Source organism: Corynebacterium gottingense (assembly GCF_003693265.1).
Classification (GTDB): Bacteria; Actinomycetota; Actinomycetes; order Mycobacteriales; family Mycobacteriaceae; genus Corynebacterium; species Corynebacterium gottingense.
This window is the reverse complement of record NZ_RDRE01000007.1, coordinates 95,822-118,440: the sequence shown is the minus strand read 5'-3', so window position 1 is coordinate 118,440 and position 22,619 is coordinate 95,822. Positions and strand designations below refer to the sequence as shown.

The following is a 22,619-nucleotide window of genomic DNA, read 5'->3' as shown; positions in this document are numbered from 1 at the left end:
CCTTTGTGGCGGCGAATTGTACGGAGAGAATCTACCACGCAGGGGTGGGCGCAACGGCGCGGTGCGATGGGCCGGTTTTTCCGCACAGGCGGAATTTCTGGCGGGCCGATTTTTCCGCACGGGCGGAAAACCGAATGCATGTGTGTGCGTAAATGTGGCGGGTTTTAAGGGGAGAATGTTCGGCCAGAGTATGCGCCGTTACCTGCTATGTTCGAAAATTTTGGACTCCTTGTTCGGTGAGGGTGTTACTGTTCGCACAAACATGAGATCGATGATTTGGAGACGGGACAATGACTACCACCTTGGAGCGGCCGAAGAGCCTCAAAGCGCTCTCGGCGGAGATAGTGAAAGCGAGCCACGCGCTGAGCCAGAGCCACGCTGCGGTGCTGGATGCGATAGGGCAGTTTGATGAGGCAGACTACGCTGGCGAAACCGGGTGCCGCAGCACCGCGGCGTGGCTCATCCGTTACTGCAGGATGAAGAAGTCCCGCGCCTACGAATACGCTGATGTTGCCCGCAAGCTGCGCCCATACGAGCTGCTTCGTGAGGCGTTTGCTGGTGGGGAGCTTGATTATTCGACGGTCAGGCTTGTCCTGAAGTACATCACGCCGGACAACGAGGCGGTGCTTGTTGAGCAGGCGGTTGAGCTGGGTTACCACGGGCTCAAGCAGGCGCTGGCGGGCAGCATGGAGAACGATTCGGGCGGATCCACGCACTCCGCCAATGGACTGCAGCTGAGGGAGGATGGGGAGAAGACTCGAATCTGGGGCACGATGAGCGCTGTCGACGGAGCGCAGTTCAAAGCGGCGCTGAAGGCAGGGGCGCTGGCGTACCACGCCGGGATGAGCGACATGCGCGACTACCTGGATGCGGACGGCATGCTGGACCACGCCAAGCTGGACGCGGCGCTGGACAAGGTCGCCGACCTCCCGGACGCCGCGCAGGCTGACCTGCTGAAATCGGGGACGGGTCTGCCTCCGCAGCGGCTGCTGCTCGCGTCGCTGATGGGGATGGTGCAGCTGGTCCGCTCGGGGATGGCCAGGTCGACCAAGCTCGCCCCGGCGGCGCAGGTGACCATCATGATGGACACCCAGGGGCGGGGATATTTGCCCAACAACACTTCGGTGCCGGCGTTCAGGCTGGCAAACATCGCGGCGAACGCAGAGGCGCGCGGCGTGCTCGCGGACACCCACGGGCTGATACTCAATTACGGGAGAAAGCGCAGGTTGGCGAGCAAAACCCAGATGCAGGCGCTCTCCGCGATGTGGGGAAGCCAATGCGCCATGCCTGGATGCACGCATGACCACTTCATCGAGGCGCACCACATCGACGACTGGGCCAACGGTGGGCTGACCGACCTGGACAACCTCCTCCCGCTGTGCAGTTCGTGCCACTCCATGGTCTCCGACGGGGAAATACGAATTCTGCGGCAGGGCGACGACATCCACTTCGTCGGTCCCGACGGCGCGCGTTGGGTCTCGCGGGACCGACGCACCCCGTTGCGCGACGACGATGCCCGCGTCATGGCGGAGCTGCCAGATTACGGCGAATGCTTCGACGATTGGTTGGACGCATGAGTGGGGCCGAGTTCGACCTCACCGAGGGCGCCCAGTTCCTCTGGGGTGTCGTAGTCCTGCTCGCGGCCGTCGCCGGGTACGCGCGCCACCTGCGTGGGGGCGTCGAAAAGCCGCTTTGCGGCGACACCGCTTGCCCCCGCGCGCTCGAGCGCCCGGAGCAGCGCTGCGCGGTGCCAGACGGCGCACAACGGCTGCAAGTAGCCGTCTTCGGCTTCGACCGCAGCGACGTCGGTCTCCTTGTCGGTGAGGGTGCGCACCAGGCAGGGCAGCAGCGCGCCGGACCGGGGAGCGTCCACGGCGATCACGCCGACGAGGTCGGTTTCGAGCGCGCCCAGACCCGCGGCAATCCCCGCGACGGGGCCGCCGAACGGCGGGTCCTCTGCGACCTGGCTGACGCCGCGCAGTCCCAGCGGGAATGGGGACACCACCACGACGTCCGCATCGTCCGGCAACGAGGCGATGACGTGGTCGACCAGCCGCTGGCCGTCGAGTTTGACCTGCGCCTTCTCCGCGCCCATGCGCGTGGACCTGCCGCCAGCGAGGACGATGACGCCGAGCGACACGCGCTACGCCTCCGGCTGCTCGCGCAGCGTGGGCAGCTCGCGCGACCAGTCACCGGAGCGCCCACCCGACTTCGCCGTAATGCCGCAGCGGCGGATGTACGCGGACCGGTCCACACCCTTCACCATGTCCACGATCGACAGCGCGGCGACGTTCACCGCTGTGAGCGCCTCCATCTCCACGCCGGTACGGTCAGCAGTGCGCACCGTCGCCTGGATAAACACGTGGTCCTCGCGCAGCGCAATCTCGACCGCGCAGCCGTGCACGCCAATCGTGTGCGCCAGCGGCAGCAACTCTGGCACGCGCTTCGCAGCGGCGATCCCGGCGACGCGCGCCACCGCGAGCACGTCGCCCTTCGGCACGGTTCCGTTCGCCAGCGCCGCCATCACCTCGGGCGAGCACGCGACCTCGCCCTGCGCCGTCGCCGTGCGCACGGTCGGCCGCTTCTCCGTGACGTCGACCATGTAGGCCTCGCCAGCGCCGTTCAAGTGGGTGAATTCCATCATGCTCCTTAGAGATATACGTGTACTGGGCCAGAGTGCTTATCGACGACAGCGAGCCCGTCCACACCCGCCAACGATGCCACGAAACTCGAGCTCGTCGCCGCCGAAAACGGCTCCGCCACCGCCCGGTCGCCGTCGTACCGCAGCCGGACGGGAACCGCGAACGTCGTGTCCGGCCTCGATGTCGACGGGAACCCGGGTGCACGCTCGGCCACAACCCGCGGACGCTCGGCGAGACGCAGTCGGTCAGTGCGACCGGCGTGGGCTGCAATCAACGGCGCGGCGTACAGGACGAACGAGACGTAGGCGGCAACCGGATTGCCCGGCAGGCACACCATTGGGGTGCCGCGGAACGTGCCGGCCCCCTGTGGGCTGCCGGGGCGTTGCGCAACGTGGCCGAACCACATCGACCCGCTCGCCTCGTCCTCCGCCACCGCGCGGACCACATCGAACGCTCCGGCGCTGACGCCGCCGGAAGTAATGACCAGGTCTGAGGATGCGGCGGCGCGGGCAAGGAGGTCCGCGGCGTCGGTGGCGGCGTCGTTGGCGTGGAAGCGCTGGACGGTCCCGCGGTGCCCGGTCGCTGCGGCGGCCAGTTCTGCGAGCATTGGCAGGTTCGAGTCGGGGATCTGCGGGCCGCTGACCGCGCCGGGCCAGGGCACGAGTTCGCTCCCCGTGGACACGACGGCGATGCGAGGCGCCGCGAAGACGTCGACGGTGCGAATGCCGGTGGAGACGCACGCGGCGAGCGTAGGGGCGTCGCAAAGCGTGCCGCGGCTGGCTATCCGCGTGCCGGGGCGGACGTTCTCGCCGGCGCGCCGGATGTGGCTGCGCGAGGTGTCGGCTTCGTTGATGGTCACGTGCTGCGGGAGCGGGTGCGGGCCGCGGGGGATGCTGGTCTGCTCGACCGGGACGACAATCAGGTCGGAGTCGGCTCCGTCGACGGGGGCGCCCGTCATGACCCGGATGGCGTGGCCCGCGGGGCAGGCGAGTGCGGGCGAGCCGGCGGGGACGTCGCCCGCGACCGGGAGCGTCCACGGGCCGGGGGCGGGGAGGTCTGACGCGTGGACGGCGAACCCGTCGACGGCGGAGTTGTCAAACGGGGGAACGGCGAGCGCTGCGCTGACGTCGGAGGCGAGCACGAGGCCGGCTGCGGCGTCGAGCGGGACGTCGCGTTCGACGCGCGGGTGGGCGAGCGAGAGCACGCGTTCGAGGTGTTCGGTAACGCTCGGCCGTGTGCCCTGGCCTTCTCCGGGGTGGTGGGCGCGCATGGGTTAGCCGCCGATCTCGCTCATGAGGCGTTCGGGCTGGAGGAAGCCTTCGTCGTCAATGCCGTGACCTGGCTTCTTCAGCCACATGGCCTGGGCCCAGGCGTCGGCAAGTTCGTCGTCCGAGGCTCCTGCGCGCATGAGGTCGCGCAGCGACACCTCGTCCGCGGTTGAAGAGAATAGGCAGGAGCGGACCGCGCCATCTGTGGTGAGGCGCGTGCGGTCGCAGGCACCACAGAACGGGTGCGTCACCGATGCGATGACCCCCAGGGTGCCCGAGCGGGTGCCGTCCGTGATGTTCCACAGGGCGGCGGGTGCCGAGCCGCGCGGTGATTCGGCGGGCGAGAGCGCGTAGCGTTCCTCGACCCGGGCGAGGATGTCGGTGGCCGTCACCATGTCGCTGCGTCGCCAGTTTTCCCGCGGCCCCAGTGGCATCTGCTCGATGAAGCGCAGCTGGAGTCCCTTGTCCAGGGCGAAGTCGACGAGGTCGAGGATCCCGTCCTCGTTCACCCCCGGCATGACCACCGCGTTGACCTTGACGGGGGTCAGGCCGGCGGCGAGGGCGGCGTCGATGCCCGCGAAAACGTCGTGGATGCGGTCGCGGCGCGTCAGGCGCGTGAACAGGTCCGGGCTCGTGGTGTCTAGGGACACGTTGATGCGGTCCAGCCCCGCATCGGCGAGCGCGGAGGCGCGGCGCGCCAGGCCGAGCGCGTTGGTGGTGAGGGCGGTGGTGGGAGGGGTGGGCGTGGCGTCGATACGCATGCGCTTCGTCGCGGCGACAATCTGCTCGAGCGACTTGCGCAGGAGCGGCTCGCCACCGGTGAAGCGGACCTGGCGGATGCCCAGCGACTCGACGGCGAGACGGATGAGGCGGATGGTTTCCTCGTCCGTGAGTGCTTGCTCGGTGGGCATCCACTCGAGGCCGTCTGCCGGCATGCAGTACGTGCAGCGCAGGTTGCAGCGGTCGGTCAGGCTGACACGGAGGTCTCGGGCGGTGCGTCCGTAGCGGTCATCAAGCGTGCGGGCTCCTGTCACTTTCGCTCCTCTTCGTGCGCGGCCTCCACCTCCGCCGTCGACGGGTTGCCGTGCGACCGGTTGCCGGGGCCGGGCAGCGCGATGATGTCGAACTCGTCGCGGGCGAGGTGCTTGCGCAGATCTTTCTTGTCAAACTTTCCCACGGAGGTTTTGTCGATGGAATCCACAAACGTCCAGTATTCCGGCGTCATCCACTTGGGTAGCACCGATTCCAGCCCGGCGCGCAGTCGCTCGGCGGTGGCGGGGGACGCCTCGATGCCTTTGAGCAGCTTCGTCACCGCGAGCGGGCGCTCGCCCCACTTCTTGTCGGGGATGCCGATGACGGCGCACTCGACGACGACGTCGGACTCCATGATGAGATTTTCCACCTGTGCGGAATAAATCCACTCGCCGCCGGAGCGGATGACGTCGCGGGCGCGGTCGTAGAGCGTCATGAACCCATCGTTGGTCACGGTGCCAACGTCACCGGTGCGGAGCCAGCCGTCGGCGGTGAAGTGCTTGCGGGCGTCGGTAATCTGCTCCCCGCGGAACTCGGAGGCGATTTTTCCGGGCTCCTGGGTCGGGGAGTGGTAGTAGCCCTTGGCCACGAGGTTGCCGCGGACCTGGATCTCGCCCTGGGTCAGGTCCGTCGAGGCCATGATCTGGCCGTCGTTGACCACCCGGTACTCCAGTGACGGCGAGAACCGGCCCTGGGAGATGCGGTACGCCCAGCGAGCCTCGCCGGACGCGCCCGACGGCGGGCGTGCAACCGTGCCCACCGTGGACGTTTCGGTCATGCCCCACACGTGGACAACGTCGACGCCGTAGCGCTCCTCCCACATCTTGATCAGCGCGGGCGGGGCGGGGGAGCCGCCGACGTAGAGCTCCTGCAGGCTCATGCGCTCCGGGGGATTGTGCAGGTAGTGGACCATCAGCTGGATCCAGAGTGTCGGCACGCCGTGGGCGACGCGCGGGTGCGTGGTGGCGATGAGCTTGGCCAGCGTCGGCGCGGACATGTCCGAGTCGGGCAGGACCAGGGGCGCGCCGGCGAGGAACGCGGCGAAGGGCACACCCCAGCTCAGCACGTGGTAGATGGGGATGCAGCAGAGGAATGATTCGCCATGGGTCACGGCGAGCGAGTCCATGGCGCGCAGGCTTGTCGCCTCGAGCCACAGCGAGCGGTGCGAGTACGCCACGCCCTTCGGCGCGCCGGTCGTCGCGGTGGAGTACACCAGGGCGGCGGCCGTGTTTTCGGGGAGGGTGGGCCAGGGGAAGACGGTGCTGCGGCCGTCGAGAAGCTGCTCATAGCTCGCCGTGCGAACTCCCTCCGGAATCTCCTCCGAGGGTTCCGCGATGGGGTAGAGGCCGGTGAACACGACCGTCTCTACCAGCGGGCAGTGTGCGAGCAGGCGGCCGAGTTTGGGCGCGAGGCGCGGGTCGGCGACCACGACCTTCGCCTCGGAGTGGTTGACAATGTAGGCGATCTGGTCCTCCATGAGCTGGATATTCAGCGGCGTGAAGACCGCGCCCTTCGCGGCGACGGCGAACATCACCTCGAGGTGCTCGGCGCAGTTGTACATGAAGGTGGCCACGCGCTGGTCGCCGTCGATCCCCAGGTCATCGTGCAGTGCGTTGGCGAACGCCCCGGCGCGCGCGCCAATGTCCGCAAACGTGCATTCCTCTGCGCCGGTCGCGCGCCAGGTGGTGCACTTGGTGGACCCGTGGGTGTGCTGCCCGTAGTGCAAAATCTGCGCGACTGAGAACGGCACTTCCTGCATCGTTGAAAGCATGCGGTCTAGTCTAGCCAGTCCGACTCGCCGGAAAACAAGGGTAGGAAGTACACGTGTTGCGTCATGCGCTACACTGTTCGCGGGTTCGACATAGTGCCTGGGCGCTTGACGCGCAGTCGGGGTTCCAGGTAGTTCCCACCAACCCTCCGCACTCGTCGCGTCGCGCACGCAGGCGGCGTACGAATGGTGCGAGGCCAGTGATGCCTTGGCCACCACGACCTCGAGGCCTTTGAGGGGAACACTCGCGGTGAGCAAGTGCCGCATAGAGATTGACACGCCGGTTTAGGCGATGAACGTCCCACATATTGCGCACGGAAACGCGATCGCTTCCGGAGCGCCCGCCGGCTCCTTGGCGGGGGACACCACAACTGGTCAAGCGACGAAAGGACATTCGTGACCGACACGGGTAACGCGGCAGCAGGCGGCAACGCCGATCTTTCCGCACTCAAGATCCCCGAGCTGCGCAAGATGGCGGCGGAAAAGGGCCTGAAGGGCGTCTCCGGTTTGCGGAAGGGCGACCTGATCCAGGCGATTGTGACCGGGGAGGTTCCGCGCAAGGCACGCGCCGCGGCGGCCGAGGCAGCAGCCGAGGAACACACCAACGAAGGGCATCACCGCCGCGCTTCTCGACGCTCCGCTGGTCCCGCGGACGGTGAGCACGCAGCGCAGGACGCGCAAGCGGAACAGCCGCAGCAGGGCGAGCAGGCTGAGAGCGAGGGGCAGAAGTACGAATCGCGCTCGGCCGCGCGTCGGGCGCGCCGCAACCGCGCACGCCAGGACCAGGACGACAACAACAATCGCGACGACAAGCGCGATGAGAAGCGTGACAACAACGATCACGACAACAACAACGACAACAACGGTCGCGGCGGCAAGCACAACAATCGCGGCGGCCGAAACAATAGCAACAACAACGACGACGGCAACCAGGGCGGTGGCGGACGCCGCGGCCGCCGGAACCGCCGCAACCGGAACCGAAACCGGGACAACCGCGACAACCAGCACAATCAGAACGACAACAACCAGCAGTTCGACCCGGAGGAGCTGCAGGAAGTTGCCGGCATCGTGGACATCGTGGACAACAACGCCGCGTTTGTCCGCACCACCGGTTACCGCAAGAACAGCGCTGACGTGTACGTGAACCAGAAGCTGGTGCGCCAGAACGGCCTGCGCGCGGGCGACGCCGTGATCGGCCAGGTTCGCCAGAACGGGCAAAGCCATTCCCACGGCAACGGCCGCAACCGCCAGCGCTACAACCAGCTCGTCCGCGTCGACTCCGTCAACGGGATGACCACGGAGGAGGCGAAGCAGCGCGCCGAGTTCCACAAGCTCACCCCGCTGTACCCGAACAAGCGCCTCCGCCTGGAGACCGAGCCGAAGATCCTCACCACCCGCGTGATCGACCTGGTCATGCCGATTGGTAAGGGGCAGCGCGCGCTGATCGTCTCCCCGCCGAAGGCTGGTAAGACGACGATCCTGCAGAACATCGCCAATGCGATCGCCACCAACAACCCGGAGTGCTACCTCATGGTCGTTCTCGTCGACGAGCGCCCGGAAGAGGTCACGGACATGCAGCGCAGCGTGAAGGGCGAGGTCATCGCGTCGACCTTCGATCGCCCGCCGTCAGAGCACACTGCCGTCGCGGAGCTCGCCATCGAGCGTGCGAAGCGTCTAGTGGAGATGGGCCAGGACGTCGTCGTGCTGCTCGACTCCATCACCCGCCTGGGCCGCGCGTACAACAACTCCTCGCCGGCGTCGGGCCGCATCCTTTCCGGTGGTGTGGACTCCAACGCCCTGTACCCGCCGAAGCGCTTCCTGGGCGCAGCCCGAAACATTGAGGAGGGCGGCTCGCTGACCATCATCGCGACCGCCATGGTGGAGACCGGTTCCGCCGGCGACACCGTCATCTTCGAGGAGTTCAAGGGCACCGGTAACGCGGAGCTCAAGCTGGACCGGAAGATCGCGGAGCGCCGCGTGTTCCCAGCGGTGGACGTCAACCCGTCCGGTACGCGCAAGGACGATCTGCTCATGAGCCCGGAGGAGACGCGCATTATGCACAAGCTGCGCCGCATCCTTTCGGCGCTGGATCCGCAGCAGTCCATCGATATGCTGATTAAGCAGCTGAAGAAGACGAAGTCGAACGGCGAGTTCCTCATGGGCGTGGCCAACTCCGCTCCCATGGTCGCGGACAAAGACGAAGAGGAGTACAAGTAATGGCGAATGAAGTCTCACTTGTAGACGACTACGTCTCCGAGTACCAGGGCATCCAGGCCCAGATGAGTGACCCGGAGGTGACCTCGGACCAGAACCTGTTCCGCAAGCTGTCCAAGCGCTACGCCGAGTTGCAGCCGATCATCAAAGCGAACGACGCGCTCCAGCAGGCCAAGGACGACCACGAGGCGGCAGCCGAGATGGCTAGCGAGGACAAGGAGTTCGCGGAGGAGGCGGAGCGCCTCGAGGGCGAGATCGTCCGCCTGGAGGAGGAGCTCGCAGACCTCCTCGCCCCGCGAGACGAGCACGATGGCGACGACGTCATCATGGAGCTCAAAGCCGGTGCGGGCGGCGAAGAGGCCGCCCTGTTCGCGGGCGACCTGGCGCGCATGTACCAGAAATACTGCGAGAAGAACGGCCTGAAGTGGGACGTCCTCGACGCCGCGGAGACCGACCTCGGCGGCATCAAGGACATGACGGTGTCCGTCAAGGCGAAGAACCCGTCGCGCGACGGCGCCTGGTCCAAGCTGAAGTTCGAGGGCGGCGTCCACCGCGTGCAGCGCGTGCCCGTCACCGAGTCCCAGGGCCGCATCCAGACCTCCGCGGCAGGCGTCTACGTCTTCCCGGAGGCCGACGAGGTCGAGTCCGTCCACATCGACGAGAAGGACATCCGCGTCGACGTCTACCGCTCCTCCGGTAAGGGTGGCCAGGGCGTGAACACCACGGACTCCGCGGTGCGCATCACGCACCTGCCCACCAACATCGTGGTGACCTGCCAGAACGAGCGCTCCCAGATCCAGAACCGCGCCCGCGCGATGCAGGTCCTGCAGGCCCGCTTGGACCAGCTGGAGCGCGAGAAGGCCGAGGCCGCCGAGGCCGAAGGCCGCGCCTCCCAGGTCCGCACGATGGACCGCTCGGAGCGCATCCGCACCTACAACTGGCCGGAGAACCGCATCTCGGATCACCGCATCAACTTCAAGGCGAACAACCTGGATTCGGTCCTCGACGGCAACATGGAGGACCTGATCACCGCGCTGCAGACCCACGAGCGCCAGGAGCGACTTGAAGCCGAGTAGGCGCGCCGCAATGCGGGAGCAGCTTCTCGACGCCACCTCGATCCTCGCCGACGCCGGCGTCCCCACCCCGGACGGCGACGCCCGCCTGCTCGCCGCCCACGTGCTGGGCATGAGCCCGATGGCGGTGACGTTTGCGGAGGTGGACGAGACGTTTGCTGAGCGTTTCGCTGGCGTCGTTAAGCGTCGTGCGCAGCGCGAGCCGCTCCAGCACATCACGGGCACGGCCCCCTTCGGGCCGCTCGACCTCGCCGTCGGCCCGGGCGTGTTCATCCCGCGCCCGGAGACGGAAGTCCTGGCCGATTGGGCCGTGTGCACCCTCGCCGGCACGCCGGCACCCACCGTGGTGGACATGGGCACCGGCTCGGGGGCGCTGGCTATCTACGTTGCCAGCCATATCCCCGAAGCGCGCGTGTACGCCGTCGAGCTCTCCGCCACCGCGCGTGAGTACGCGGCGCGCAACGCCGCCTCGCACGGGGTGCGCATCACGCTTGTCGACGCCTCCATGACCGACCCCCAGCTCCTCCGCGACCTCGACGGCGCGGTGGATCTCGTGGTGGCCAACCCGCCGTACGTCCCGGACACCCCGGACCTCGAGCCGGAAGTATACCGCGATCCGCCCGAGGCCGTCTTCTCCGGCGCCGACGGCATGGACGCGATCCGCGGGCTCGTGCCGGTGGCCCAGCGCCTGCTGCGTCCCGGGGGATGGTTGGGCGTGGAGCATGATGACGTGACGTCGACAAGCACCTGCTCCGTGATTGAGGCTTGCGGCGGCTTCGGTCCGCCGACGGTACTGCGCGACCTGGCCGGGCGGAACCGGTTTGTGTGCGCGAGTAAGCTGTAGCCGAAACGGAACCGAAGGAGCGATATGGGGAGCATGATCTACAACTGCCTCGAGCCGAGCGGGCGCGAGGCGGGGCTGACCGCTGCGGTCGAACAGGTGCAGGCGGGTCGCTGCGTCGTGCTGCCCACGGACACGGTCTACGGGATCGGCGCTGACGCCTTTAATAACGACGCCGTGGCGAGCCTCCTGGCCACCAAGCGCCGCGGGCCGGACATGCCGGTGCCGGTGCTCGTCGGTTCCTGGACCACCATTCAGGGGCTTGTGCGGGAGTTCTCCGACACGGCGAAGACGCTGGTCGAGGCCTTTTGGCCGGGCGGGCTCTCCATCGTCGTCCCGGAGGCGCCGAGCCTGCCGTGGAACCTGGGCGATACGCGCGGCACCGTGCTGCTGCGCATGCCCAACCAGCCGCTCGCGCTGGAGCTGCTGCAGCGGACGGGGCCGATGGCGGTGTCGTCCGCCAACATCTCTGGTAATCCGCCGGCGCTCAACGCAGCGAACGCGAAGCAGCAGTTTGGCGACGCGATCGGCGTGTACCTCGACGGTGGCGACGCGCAGGTGGGAGAGCCTTCCACGATCATCGACATTTCCGGCCGCCACCCGCAGATCTTGCGCGAGGCAGCGATCAGCGCCGAGCGGCTCGGTGAAGTCCTGAACCTTGACCCGGAGAGCTTGCGGAGGAAGTAGATGACGGGAGCTGGCGTCCCGCTGCGCGAGCTCGGCCTCGTCCTGCTCGTAGCCGCCGCAATCACGTACCTAGCCACCGGCCCGGTGCGCTCATTGCTCGTGCGCACCGGGCGTGTCGCGGAGGTCCGCAAACGAGACGTGCACACGCAGCCGACGCCGTCCGTGGGCGGGCTTGCTATGTTCACCGGCTTCGTTTGCGCCGTGTTCCTCGCACAGCAGCTTCCCGCGCTGACCCGCGGGTTTGCGCCGATCACCCCGGAGATGACGGCGGTGCTGGCGGGCGCGTTTGCGATCGTCATCGTGGGTATCGTGGACGACCTCTACGAGCTCGGCGCGATGACGAAGCTGCTGGGGCAGTTCTTGGCCGCCATCATTATGTGCCTGATGGGCATCGCGTTCACCGTGTTCTACGTGCCCTTCGGTGAGGGCACCACGCTGATTCTGGACCAGATGCAGGGGATGGTGATCGCTGCCGTGTTTACGGTGCTGCTGGTCAACGCCGTGAACTTCGTTGACGGCATCGACGGGCTCGCCGCGGGGATCGGCGTCATCGCCGGCGCAGCGATCCTGGTGTTTTCGCTCACCGTCCTGCACGAGCAGGGCGGCGCCGTGTCCGCGTATCCGCCTGCGATCATCTGCGCGGCGCTCGTGGGCATCTGCGCGGGTTTCCTTCCGCACAACTTTGAGCCGGCGCGCATCTTTATGGGCGACTCGGGCGCGATGCTGATCGGATTGTTGCTGGCTGCGGCGTCGATCTCGGCGTCGGGCAAAATCAACATGTCGCTGTACGGGACCGCAGACCTGGTGGCGTTGATCAGTCCGATCATCGTGGTCGCTGCTGCGATTGCGCTTCCGGTGGTGGACCTGGTTTGGGCGGTGATTCGACGCACCGCGAGGGGGCAAAGCCCCTTTGCTGCGGACGCCGGGCACATCCACCACAGGCTGTTGCGCTTGGGTCATACGCACCGACGCACCGTGCTTGTGCTGTACTTTTGGGTGGCCGCAGTGGCGTTTGGCGCGGTGAGCTTCTCGATCGTCCCGGTGCGGGTGGCAGCGGTGTTCACCGCTGTACTCTTGCTCGGCGCCTTTCTGCTCACTCTCGTCCCGTTGATGGCCGGAAAGATTGGGCCGAAACCGGTCGAGGCCCCGCTGGGGTCCGGCGAGGGGAGAGGGCGCGGGGAGATCGAGCACGCGCGTAGGTAAACTTACCCATCGTGACTACTTCCAGCCCGAATCCGGAATCCCAGCCCCGCGACCTTAACGTCCGCGACGCTTCCGAATACACGGACCAGCGTCGGCCAATCATCCGAGCCCTCAAGGTTGCCGGGGGAGCGCTCGTCGCGCTCACGTTGATCAGCCTGATGGCATGGGGCGCCACGCGCGATCTCCCCGGGATCTGGGCCGTGCTCTTGGGCGTGGCCATTGGCGGTGGGTTCGTGCTGGCTACCGCGGTCACCGTCCTGGTGACCTCCGAATCCTCGCCCAGCACCACGATGGCGGTCGTCCTCGGCGGGTGGCTGGTCAAGATGGTGGTCTTGATTTTACTCTTCGTCTGGTTGCGTAACTTCAACTTTTATGATTCGACGGCGTTCGGTGTCACCACGCTCGCGGCGCTCGTCGTCGCGCTGGCCGCCGAGGCGTGGGGCGTTATTACGACGAGGACGTCGTACCTGAGCTAGCCCCGAGCTATCCCCGATCCGGCCTGCCCCCGGAGGTGCGCAACCGGGGGTAGCCAGGCCCACGCCTTGGCCAAAGAAGGGGAAAATTCCACCCCTTTTCGCGTGTGTGTGACTGATGTTACAGGAGGGCAAATCTGCAGGCTGTTGAGTCAAAGTTGGGCGCAAACTTCCCAGGTTGAGGGTGCATAGTGTCCGAGTCCCCCCAAAGTCCAGGAAACTCATGACGACCTGTTAAAGTATCCGCTGGGCTTACTTGAGGCAGGGGACTGCCCAGCGCCGCTGGGTCTCGCTGCCTGAAGAGACTCCCCTGTCCCCGCGGAAGCAGATGTGCGACGGAGTCCGCCGCGGGAGACAGCCTTGATGAAGACGTCCATCGCACCGCATTCTTTGAGGATGCGGCCCGAGAACGGGAGAGAACGCTGAGCGTTACAACTTTGGCCATGAAGGGTTCATTCCACGCACCCGAACTTGGTCCAGAAATTTTCCCGGGGCACACGTACGACCAGTTCATTGGTGAAGACTTTGCCAATGGATGGTTCGCGCTCGACCGCATTATGCTTGTCCGACTTCTTGTCGCGGCAATCCTTGTGGTCCTCTTTGTTATTGCCTTTAGGAAGCCGAAGCTGGTTCCTAAGGGGCTGCAAAACTTCGCAGAGATGGGCGTGGACTTCGTCCGCGTCAACATTGCAGAAGATACGTTGGGGAAGAAGGATGGAAACCGGTTCCTGCCGGTCATTGCCACCATCTTCTTCACCGTGCTGTTCATGAATGCCGCGACGATCATTCCGTTCCTCAACATCTCACCTAACGCACGTATCGGCATGCCGGCCGTGCTGGCGGTTGTTGCCTACATCGCGATGATCTACGCGGGCGTCCAGCGCTACGGTGTGGCGTTTTTCAAGCACTCCACCGTCATTCCTGGACTGCCTTTCTTCCTCCACTTCCTCGTGGTGCCGATTGAGATCTTCTCAACCTTCATCCTGCGTCCGGTCACCCTGGCAATTCGTCTGATGGCGAACTTCCTGGCCGGCCACATCATTTTGGTCCTGCTGTACTCTGCTACGAACTTCTTCTTCTGGCAGCTCAACGGGTGGACCGCATTCAGTGGCCTGACCATCATTGCTGCGATTCTGTTCACGCTCTACGAGCTCATCGTTATTTTCCTGCAGGCATACATTTTTGCCCTGCTGACGGCGGTGTACATCGAACTATCGCTGCATGCGGATGCGCACTAACAAAGCGCGACCAACCGGTCAAACTGAATAACCCCTCCACATTGTCACTCGCCCTCCCGCACTAGGAGCGGGGGAGCACCTAGAAAGGGAACGACTTTCACATGAACGACATCATCCTCGCCCAGGCAAACGAGTCTGTCACCGCGTTCGACGGCCTCCAGTCCATCGGCTACGGCATCGCCACCATCGGCCCCGGCATCGGTATCGGCATGCTGGTTGGCAAGACCGTTGAGGGCATGGCTCGCCAGCCCGAGATGGCTGGTCAGCTGCGTACCACCATGTTCCTGGGTATCGCCTTCGTTGAGGCCCTTGCCCTCATCGGCCTCGTTGCCGGCTTCCTGTTCTAAGAAAAGCTCGCACCACCTAGCGAACAGATTTCATTTCTAGAACAGGAGCAACCAATGACTAACGTCAACGAATTTCTCGTGGCGGCAGAAGGGACCGAGGAGATTCCGATGACTTCGGAGCCCTCCGTGCTTCTGCCTGCCCCGTACGACGTGGTTTGGTCGCTTGTCGTCTTCATCATCATCTTCCTCCTCTTCTGGAAGTACGTGCTTCCGAAGTTCCGGGAAGTGCTGGCGGAGCGCGAAGACCAAATCAAGGGTGGCATTGAGCGCGCTCAGGCTGCCCAGGCTGAAGCATCGGCTGCCCTGGAAAAGAACAATGCTGAGCTTGCTGAGGCACGCGCCGAGGCCGCCGCGATCCGCGAAGCTGCCCGCACCAAGGGTAAGGAGATCGAGGCGGAGTCCCGCGAGCGCGCGGAGGCAGAGTCCAAGCGCATTGTGGAAGCTGGAGAGAAGCAGCTTCTGGCATCCCGTGAGCAGGTCGTCGCAGAGCTGCGCAACGATTTGGGCCAGAACTCGATCAACCTCGCCGAGCGTCTGCTTGGCACCGAGCTGTCGGACTCCACCCGCCGCTCGAACACGATCGACTCCTTCCTCTCTGAGCTCGACAACGTCTCGACGAGAAAGTAGGCGAGATGAAGGCAGCGAGTCGCGAAGCACAAGCAAAGGTCTCGGAGAAGCTTGATCAGCTGATCCAGAATTCCGACAATGCCGTCGCCGTGGCGATGAACGTCGGTGCTGAGCTCTTCCTCATCGTGAACCAGCTGGACGGCGAGCGCGCACTGCGCATCGCCGTTGCTGATAACTCGGTGGAGAGCTCCCAGCGCACCGGCATTATGCGCGACGTGTTTAGCGCCAAGGTCGCAGATCCGACGCTTGAGGTCCTGCTGGCAGCAGCCGAGCAGGAGTGGTCCACGCCCCGCGAGTTCCGCACCGGGCTGGTCAACCTCGGCCGCCGCGCAATCGCGCGCGGGGCCGAGAAAGACGGCAAGCTCGAGCAGGTTGAAACTGAGCTGTACCAGCTCGCCAACGTGCTGGAGCGCGAAAAGGATCTGACCCAGCTGTTGTCCGACCGCACGGCGGCCTCCGAGAAGAAGCGAGGACTGCTGGCAAACGTGATTTACGGCAAGGTGACGATGTTCACCGAGGCTTTGGCTTTGCAGGTCATCGGTCGCCCGCGCCACAACCCGGTAGATGACTTGGTGGAGCTGTCCTCCGAGTTTGCCGGTATGCGTGGCAAGACCGTGGCACGTGTCGCCACCGCGGAGGAGTTGTCCGACTCCCAGCGCGGCGTCCTGGCGCAGAAGCTTGAGAAGATTTACGGCCGCGAGATGGCCATCCACTCCGAGGTTGACCCCAGCCTCCTCGGTGGTGTGGTTATCCGCGTTGGTGACGAAGTGATTGATGGTTCGACGCGTGGCAAGCTCACGCGCCTGCGCACCGACGTCGCTGCCAACGCGGCCCTTTAGAACGAAGATAATGCTGGAACAAACTACCGAGAGCAGGAAGAACATGGCGGAGCTGACGATCTCCTCCGATGAGATCCGTAGCGCGATAGCGAACTACACCTCGAGCTACTCCGCGGAGGCCTCCCGTGAGGAGGTCGGCGTGGTGACTTCGGCTGCAGATGGTATTGCCCAGGTTTCCGGGCTGCCAGGGTGCATGACGAACGAGCTGCTCGAGTTCCCGAACGGCGTCATTGGCGTCGCACAGAACCTCGAGACCGATTCCATCGGTGTCGTGGTGCTGGGTAACTTTGAGTCCCTGACCGAAGGCGACGAAGTCAAGCGGACGGGCGAAGTCCTGTCCATCCCCGTTGGGGAAGACTTCCTTGGCCGAGTAATCAACCCCCTGGGTCAGCCGATTGACGGCCTTGGCCCGATTGAGTCCAAAGAAGAGCGCGCCCTGGAGCTCCAGGCCGCAGGCGTTCTCGACCGCCAGCCGGTCGAGGAGCCGCTGCAGACGGGCATGAAGGCGATTGACGCCATGACCCCGATCGGCCGCGGCCAGCGTCAGCTCATCATTGGTGACCGCAAGACCGGTAAGACCGCGGTCTGCATCGACACCATCCTCAACCAGAAGGCTTTCTGGGAGACCGGTGACCCGTCGAAGCAGGTGCGCTGCATCTACGTGGCTGTGGGCCAGAAGGGCTCCACCATCGCTGGTGTGCGCAAGACCCTGGAGGATCACGGTGCGCTGGAGTACACCACCATCGTTGCGGCTCCGGCGTCCGACTCCGCAGGCTTCAAGTGGCTGGCACCGTTCTCCGGCGCTGCACTCGGCCAGCACTGGATGTACCAGGGCAAGCACGTCCTGGTCATCTACGATGATCTGACCAAGCAGGCCGAGGCCTACCGTGCGATCTCGCTGCTGCTGCGCCGCCCGCCGGGCCGCGAGGCATACCCGGGCGACGTCTTCTACCTGCACTCCCGTCTCCTTGAGCGTGCAGCGAAGCTGAACGACGAGCTCGGCGCTGGCTCCCTGACCGCACTGCCGATCATCGAGACCAAGGCAAACGACGTGGGCGCGTTCATTCCGACCAACGTCATTTCCATTACGGACGGCCAGGTCTTCCTCCAGTCCGACCTGTTCAACCAGGGCGTGCGCCCGGCTATCGACGTGGGTATCTCTGTCTCCCGTGTCGGTGGCGCTGCGCAGACCAAGGGCATGAAGAAGGTCGCAGGTAACCTGCGTCTGGACCTCGCCGCATACCGTGACCTTGAGGCGTTCGCGGCTTTCGCTTCCGACCTCGACGCTGCTTCCAAGAAGCAGCTTGAGCGCGGTCAGCGTCTGGTCGAGCTGCTGAAGCAGTCCGAGAACGCACCGCAGCCGGTGGAGTACCAGATCGTGTCCATCTGGGCAGCGAACGAGGGTCTCTTCGACGTCGTTCCCGTCGAGGATGTCCGCCGTTACGAGTCCGAGCTGCAGGAGGCCATCCAGTCCTCCGCACCCGAGGTCTTTAGCCAGATCGAGGGCGGCAAGCAGCTCGACGACGCTTCGAAGGACGCAATCAAGCGCGTCAACGAAGAGTTCGCTCGCACCTTCCAGGCTTCCTCTGGCGAGCGCGTCGTGCGCGAGCCGGAGGCGCAGGCCCTGGACGCCGGCGAAGTGTCCAAGAACAAGCTCAACGTCAGCCGCTCCTAGGTTCTGCAGCGCGCAGGACTTTAGGACCTACATAAAGGAAGGGAGGAAACAGCACCATGGCAACACTTCGCGAATTGCGTGACCGCATCCGGTCCGTTAACTCAACGAAGAAGATCACCAAGGCCCAAGAGCTGATCGCTACGTCGCAGATCACCAAGGCCCAGGCTCGCGTCGCTGCGGCGAAGCCGTACGCGGACGAGATGCAAGACGTCATGGAACGCCTCGCCGCCGCGAGCTCCCTCGACCACCCCATGCTCCGTGAGCGTGACGGTGGGCGAGTCGCGGCGATCCTCGTGGTCACCTCTGACCGCGGTATGGCTGGCGGCTACAACCACAACGTGCTGAAGAAGGCCGCTGAGCTTGAGCGCATGCTGAGCGACGCAGGCTACGAGGTGGTTCGCTACGTCACCGGTAACAAGGGAGTTACCCACTTCCGGTTCCGTGACATGGACGTCGCTGGCGCGTGGACCGGCTGGTCCCAGAAGCCGTCGTGGGAGGATACGCACAACGTGCGTCGCCACATCATCGACGGTTTCATGGCTGGTTCCGAGGACACCGCCAAGTGGCGCGAAGGCGTCAACGGCACGGAGGGCCAGGGCGTGCGCGGTTTCGACCAAGTGCACGTCGTCTATACCGAATTCGTGTCTATGCTCTCGCAGGAAGCGCGCGTGCACCAGCTGCTGCCCATCGAGCCCGTCCTCGAGGAATTCGAGTACGAGCAGAAGAGCATGCTGGAGCAGGACGGCTCCGTGAACCCGGATATGAGCTTCGAGCCAGATCCGGACACGCTGCTGACCTCGTTGCTTCCGGCATATGTTTCCAGGTCGCTCTACTCGATCTTCTTGGAAGCATCGGCTTCGGAATCCGCTTCTCGCCGTACGGCGATGAAGAACGCGACGGATAACGCCACTGACCTGGCGAACAATCTGTCCCGTGAGGCTAACCAAGCCCGTCAGGCAAAAATCACCCAGGAAATCACCGAGATTATCGGCGGCGCTGGCGCGCTGTCCGGTAGTGGAGAAAGTGACTAAATCATGACTACTGCTCAATCTTTTGATGAGCGCAACGATGAGCCGGTGGGCGAGGCCGAGACCAAGGCTGCAGCCCACGAGGCACAGTCCGCGCAGAACCCGCAGGGTTCTGACAACGGACGCGTCGTTCGCGTAATCGGCGCAGTCGTCGACGTGGAGTTCCCGCGCGGCGAGCTGCCCGCTCTGTACAACGCACTCGAGGTCGACATCGAGCTCGAGGGCATGTCCCGCACCATCGTGCTCGAGGTTGCCCAGTTCCTGGGCGACAACCTGCTGCGTACCATCGCCATGGCCCCGACGGACGGCCTTGTGCGTGGCGCGAAGGTGCTCGACACCGGCAACCCGATCTCCGTCCCGGTCGGCGACCAGGTCAAGGGCCACGTGTTCAACGCACTCGGCCAGTGCCTGGACGACCCGAGCGTCGGCGAGAGCGGCGAGCGCTGGGGCATCCACCGCCAGCCGCCGGCCTTCAAGGACCTCGAGGGTAAGACCGAGATCCTGGAAACCGGTATTAAGGTCATCGACCTGCTTACCCCGTACGTGAAGGGCGGCAAGATCGGCCTCTTCGGCGGCGCAGGCGTGGGCAAGACGGTCCTCATCCAGGAGATGATTACCCGTATCGCCCGCGAGTTCTCTGGTACGTCGGTCTTCGCCGGCGTCGGCGAGCGTACCCGTGAGGGCACCGACCTCTTCCTCGAGATGGAAGAGATGGGCGTGCTCCCGGATACGGCCCTTGTCTTCGGCCAGATGGATGAGCCGCCAGGGGTTCGTATGCGTGTGGCTTTGTCCGGCCTGACCATGGCGGAGTACTTCCGTGATGTGCAGAACCAGGACGTGCTGCTCTTCATCGACAACATCTTCCGTTTCACCCAGGCTGGTTCCGAGGTCTCGACCCTGCTGGGTCGTATGCCTTCCGCCGTGGGCTACCAGCCCACCCTGGCTGATGAGATGGGCGTGCTGCAGGAGCGCATTACCTCCACCAAGGGTCGCTCCATTACCTCGCTGCAGGCGGTCTACGTGCCGGCCGATGACTACACCGACCCGGCACCGGCGACAACCTTCGCCCACCTGGATGCAACGACCGAGCTGTCGCGTTCCATTGCCTCCAAGGGTATTTACCCGGCTGTGGACCCGCTGACCTCGACCTCCCGCATCCTGGAGCCGGGCATTGTCGGCGAGCGTCACTACGCTGTCGCGCAGAAGGTGATCGGTATTCTGCAGAAGAACAAGGAGCTGCAGGACATCATCGCCATCCTTGGTATGGACGAGCTGTCCGAAGAGGACAAGATCACCGTTATGCGTGCTCGTAAGCTGCAGCGCTTCCTCGGCCAGAACTTCTTCGTGGCGAAGAAGTTCACGGGCGACGAGGGCTCCTACGTCCCGCTCGAGGAGACGATCGAGGCCTTTGACAAGCTCTGCGAGGGCGAGTTCGACGCCTACCCGGAGCAGGCCTTCAGCAACCTCGGTGGTCTCGACGACGTCGAGGCCGCGTACCAGAAGCTGCAGGGCTAGGAGGCAGACATGGCTGAACTTACCGCGCAATTGGTGTCGGTGGACCGCATGCTTTGGTCGGGTCAGGCCAGCATCGTCACCGCCCAGACCATCGAAGGTGAGATCGGCGTGCTGCCCGGTCACGAGCCGTTCCTTGGCCAGCTCAAGGAGAACGGCGTGGTGACCATCCGTCCCACCAGCGGCGACCGCATCGTCGCCGCTGTGCAGGGCGGGTTCCTCTCCGTCCAGGGCGACAAGGTGACCATCCTCGCTGACTTCGCGAAGCTCGCGGACGAGGTTGACACCACCGAGGCAGAGTCCGGCCTGCACGCCGACGACTCGCTCGTGAAGGCCCGCTCGGAGGCCGAGCTTGCCGCGGTTCGCCGCAACAGCTCGCGCTAGACCGAGTTTGCGTCAGCGCCCGGGAGGAGGGCAACGCACGCTCCTTCCTTGTACGTTTCGCGCCCCCACCTGCCGTGAGGTAGGTGGGGGCGCGACGTCGTTAAGCGGCTGCCCCGATGATGCTTGCATTGTCTGCGCAGCAAAGTAGGATTATCGCTTAAGCGTGCTTCCACGATGCGCGGGGGCCTGGCAACAACGGAATCTCGCAGGGAGGTGTCGATGGAGATCATCGTCTCTGTGGTGCTGCTTGTGGTCATCGGGGTCACGGGAATTGCTATCTGGCGGTTTGCCATGTTCCGGAATTCCGGCGGGCGCGCGCTGATCCGCAAGCTACCGGCCCAGGGGCTGCACGGCTGGCGGCACGGGATTCTGCGATACACGGGGGAAGAGCTGCAGTTTTATAAGCTACGGTCGCTGTCGTCAAACTACGATTACGCGCTGGACCGCCGCGACCTGACCATCAACGGGGTGCGCGACCTGACTGCGGATGAGCAGGAGATTATGCCGGGGGTGTCGACGGTCCTGGAGATGACCAGCCCGCGCGGGCAACTCGAGTTTGCAGCGGATCGCCACGTGGAGATGGCGCTCATTTCCTGGGTGGAGTCTGCGCCGGATCGTCGCCAGCAGCGCGTGGACGTTCGCTCGCTGGCACAGCGCGTGCAGCGCGGCCGCGCCTAAGTGCTTCTCGACGCCACCGCGTACCCACCCGACCCGTTTCTGTTCCCCGCTGCGCGCCCGGTACCCTGTGGTGCATGCGTCTCGTCATAGCTCGTTGTTCCGTTGACTACGTTGGTCGCCTCGCGGCGCACCTTCCATCCGCGTTGCGCCTCATTTTGCTGAAATCCGACGGCTCAGTGTCCGTCCACGCGGACGACCGTGCCTACAAGCCCCTGAACTGGATGACGCCGCCGTGCACTCTGAAGGAGGAAGCGGTGGTGGACATCGACGGCGAGGATACCGGCGAGCAACTCTGGATCGTGGAGAACCCGAAGGGGGAGCAGCTGCGCATCACGGTGGAAGAGATCCTGTCGGACTCCTCCTACGAGCTGGGCGAGGACCCGGGGCTGGTCAAGGATGGCGTCGAGGCGCACCTGCAGGAGCTGCTGGCGGAGCACATCGGCACCCTCGGCGAGGGCTACAGCCTGGTGCGCCGCGAATACCCCACGGCGATCGGTCCGGTGGACATCCTCGCCAGGGATGCAGACGGACAGACCGTGGCGGTAGAGATCAAGCGGCGCGGCGGGATCGACGGCGTGGAGCAGCTCACTCGCTACGTTGAGCTGCTCAACCGCGACGAGGTGCTCAAGCCGGTGCGCGGGGTGTTCGCGGCGCAAGAGATCAAGCCGCAGGCGCGCACGCTCGCCGAGGACCGCGGCTTCCGCTGCCTGACCCTGGACTACGACGAGCTCCGCGGCATCGAGTCCGACGAGCTGCGGCTCTTCTAGGCGCGAAGGGGAAACGATGCCGAGACGGAACCGGAGACACAACGTCACCCCGTCCTACGTGCTACCGCGCGACGGGTCCACATTCATTGGGACCCAGGAGGTCGAGGGCCCAAGTTGGGCGAACGGGGAGATTTACCTCGTGCGCCAGATCGGCGCCGCAGCGGCGAATAAGTTCTACGTGTGCCCGCGATGCAACCAGAACATTCCGCCGGGCGTGGCGCACGTCGTGGCGTGGCCGCGCGACACAGGCGGGCGTGGCGACGATCGCCGCCACTGGCACAAGCACTGCTGGGAGAAGCGGTAGCGTCCGTCCGGGTAGGCTG

General features: G+C 65.1%; 23 protein-coding genes. 18 read left to right on the top strand and 5 right to left on the bottom strand.

The genetic code is table 11. From position 1 onward, the window contains the following. Nucleotides 1-290: 290 nt before the first annotated feature. A complete protein-coding gene (locus tag EAW56_RS06260; protein WP_095548248.1) occupies nt 291-1,577 on the top strand; it encodes an HNH endonuclease signature motif containing protein in 1,287 nt (428 codons plus the stop codon). On the opposite strand, the gene mobA is transcribed toward EAW56_RS06260, so the two are convergent. The 5 genes from mobA to EAW56_RS06235 are packed head-to-tail and all read right to left on the bottom strand — an operon-like array spanning nt 1,541 to nt 6,713. Next, nucleotides 1,541-2,140 carry a molybdenum cofactor guanylyltransferase gene (mobA, locus tag EAW56_RS06255; protein ID WP_255407222.1) on the bottom strand — a complete coding sequence of 200 codons (600 nt, stop codon included), beginning with the start codon at nt 2,138-2,140 and terminating at the stop codon, nt 1,541-1,543. The genes EAW56_RS06260 and mobA overlap by 37 nt on opposite strands. Nucleotides 2,141-2,143: 3 nt before the next feature. Then, nucleotides 2,144-2,641 carry a cyclic pyranopterin monophosphate synthase MoaC gene (gene moaC / locus EAW56_RS06250; protein ID WP_095536955.1) on the bottom strand — a complete coding sequence of 166 codons (498 nt, stop codon included), beginning with the start codon at nt 2,639-2,641 and terminating at the stop codon, nt 2,144-2,146. An 8-nt stretch (nt 2,642-2,649) separates the two neighbouring features. Further along, nucleotides 2,650-3,912: a molybdopterin molybdotransferase MoeA gene (locus tag EAW56_RS06245; RefSeq protein ID WP_122085701.1), complete on the bottom strand. Its 1,263-nt coding sequence runs from the start codon at nt 3,910-3,912 to the stop codon at nt 2,650-2,652. A gap of 3 nt (nt 3,913-3,915) precedes the next feature. Then, nucleotides 3,916-4,944 carry a GTP 3',8-cyclase MoaA gene (gene moaA / locus EAW56_RS06240; RefSeq protein ID WP_095546162.1) on the bottom strand — a complete coding sequence of 343 codons (1,029 nt, stop codon included), beginning with the start codon at nt 4,942-4,944 and terminating at the stop codon, nt 3,916-3,918. After that, complete coding sequence (locus EAW56_RS06235) at nt 4,941-6,713, bottom strand: long-chain fatty-acid--CoA ligase (protein ID WP_122085699.1); 1,773 nt, start codon at nt 6,711-6,713, stop codon at nt 4,941-4,943. Before EAW56_RS06235 ends, moaA begins: the two co-directional genes overlap by 4 nt. 393 nt (nt 6,714-7,106) lie before the next feature. Between EAW56_RS06235 and rho the strand changes: the two genes are divergently transcribed. From rho to EAW56_RS06150, 17 genes are all read left to right on the top strand, one after another. Then, nucleotides 7,107-8,927: a transcription termination factor Rho gene (rho, locus tag EAW56_RS06230; protein ID WP_122085698.1), complete on the top strand. Its 1,821-nt coding sequence runs from the start codon at nt 7,107-7,109 to the stop codon at nt 8,925-8,927. Next, nucleotides 8,927-10,000 (top strand): peptide chain release factor 1, encoded by a 1,074-nt coding sequence (gene prfA, locus EAW56_RS06225; RefSeq protein ID WP_095553094.1) that lies wholly within the window; start codon nt 8,927-8,929, stop codon nt 9,998-10,000. Before rho ends, prfA begins: the two co-directional genes overlap by 1 nt. Nucleotides 10,001-10,010: 10 nt before the next feature. Beyond that, nucleotides 10,011-10,841 carry a peptide chain release factor N(5)-glutamine methyltransferase gene (prmC, locus tag EAW56_RS06220; RefSeq protein ID WP_122085696.1) on the top strand — a complete coding sequence of 277 codons (831 nt, stop codon included), beginning with the start codon at nt 10,011-10,013 and terminating at the stop codon, nt 10,839-10,841. Nucleotides 10,842-10,865: 24 nt separating this feature from the next. Beyond that, nucleotides 10,866-11,525, top strand: coding sequence for an L-threonylcarbamoyladenylate synthase (locus tag EAW56_RS06215; RefSeq protein ID WP_095275998.1), 660 nt, complete (start codon nt 10,866-10,868; stop codon nt 11,523-11,525). Continuing rightward, complete coding sequence (locus EAW56_RS06210) at nt 11,526-12,728, top strand: glycosyltransferase family 4 protein (RefSeq protein WP_095553092.1); 1,203 nt, start codon at nt 11,526-11,528, stop codon at nt 12,726-12,728. Between the two features lie 8 nt (nt 12,729-12,736). Continuing rightward, a complete protein-coding gene (locus tag EAW56_RS06205; RefSeq protein ID WP_369825011.1) occupies nt 12,737-13,204 on the top strand; it encodes a Cg1360 family ATP-synthase-associated protein in 468 nt (155 codons plus the stop codon). 440 nt (nt 13,205-13,644) lie between these two features. Then, a complete protein-coding gene (atpB, locus tag EAW56_RS06200; protein ID WP_095276005.1) occupies nt 13,645-14,439 on the top strand; it encodes a F0F1 ATP synthase subunit A in 795 nt (264 codons plus the stop codon). 101 nt (nt 14,440-14,540) lie between these two features. Further along, a complete protein-coding gene (locus EAW56_RS06195; protein ID WP_095276007.1) occupies nt 14,541-14,786 on the top strand; it encodes an ATP synthase F0 subunit C in 246 nt (81 codons plus the stop codon). Nucleotides 14,787-14,840: 54 nt separating this feature from the next. Further along, entirely contained in the window at nt 14,841-15,413 is a 573-nt protein-coding gene (locus EAW56_RS06190; RefSeq protein WP_095536947.1) for a F0F1 ATP synthase subunit B, read from the top strand. 5 nt (nt 15,414-15,418) lie between these two features. After that, complete coding sequence (locus tag EAW56_RS06185) at nt 15,419-16,252, top strand: F0F1 ATP synthase subunit delta (protein WP_095276012.1); 834 nt, start codon at nt 15,419-15,421, stop codon at nt 16,250-16,252. A 10-nt stretch (nt 16,253-16,262) separates the two neighbouring features. Next, the gene (gene atpA / locus EAW56_RS06180) at nt 16,263-17,927 is read left to right on the top strand and encodes a F0F1 ATP synthase subunit alpha (RefSeq protein ID WP_095276014.1); all 1,665 of its coding nucleotides are present in this window, start codon (nt 16,263-16,265) and stop codon (nt 17,925-17,927) included. A gap of 56 nt (nt 17,928-17,983) precedes the next feature. Beyond that, nucleotides 17,984-18,958 carry a F0F1 ATP synthase subunit gamma gene (locus EAW56_RS06175; protein ID WP_095546156.1) on the top strand — a complete coding sequence of 325 codons (975 nt, stop codon included), beginning with the start codon at nt 17,984-17,986 and terminating at the stop codon, nt 18,956-18,958. Between the two features lie 3 nt (nt 18,959-18,961). Then, on the top strand, nt 18,962-20,470 hold the full coding sequence (atpD, locus tag EAW56_RS06170) for a F0F1 ATP synthase subunit beta (RefSeq protein ID WP_238397074.1): 1,509 nt from the start codon (nt 18,962-18,964) through the stop codon (nt 20,468-20,470). A gap of 9 nt (nt 20,471-20,479) precedes the next feature. Further along, the gene (locus EAW56_RS06165) at nt 20,480-20,851 is read left to right on the top strand and encodes a F0F1 ATP synthase subunit epsilon (RefSeq protein ID WP_095546155.1); all 372 of its coding nucleotides are present in this window, start codon (nt 20,480-20,482) and stop codon (nt 20,849-20,851) included. 219 nt (nt 20,852-21,070) lie between these two features. Continuing rightward, nucleotides 21,071-21,529, top strand: a complete 459-nt coding sequence (locus EAW56_RS06160) for a DUF2550 domain-containing protein (RefSeq protein WP_095535050.1) — start codon at nt 21,071-21,073, stop codon at nt 21,527-21,529. 74 nt (nt 21,530-21,603) lie between these two features. Beyond that, on the top strand, nt 21,604-22,296 hold the full coding sequence (nucS, locus tag EAW56_RS06155; protein ID WP_095276025.1) for an endonuclease NucS: 693 nt from the start codon (nt 21,604-21,606) through the stop codon (nt 22,294-22,296). A gap of 16 nt (nt 22,297-22,312) precedes the next feature. Then, a complete protein-coding gene (locus EAW56_RS06150; protein ID WP_095276028.1) occupies nt 22,313-22,600 on the top strand; it encodes a hypothetical protein in 288 nt (95 codons plus the stop codon). The last annotated feature ends 19 nt before the right edge of the window (nt 22,601-22,619 follow it).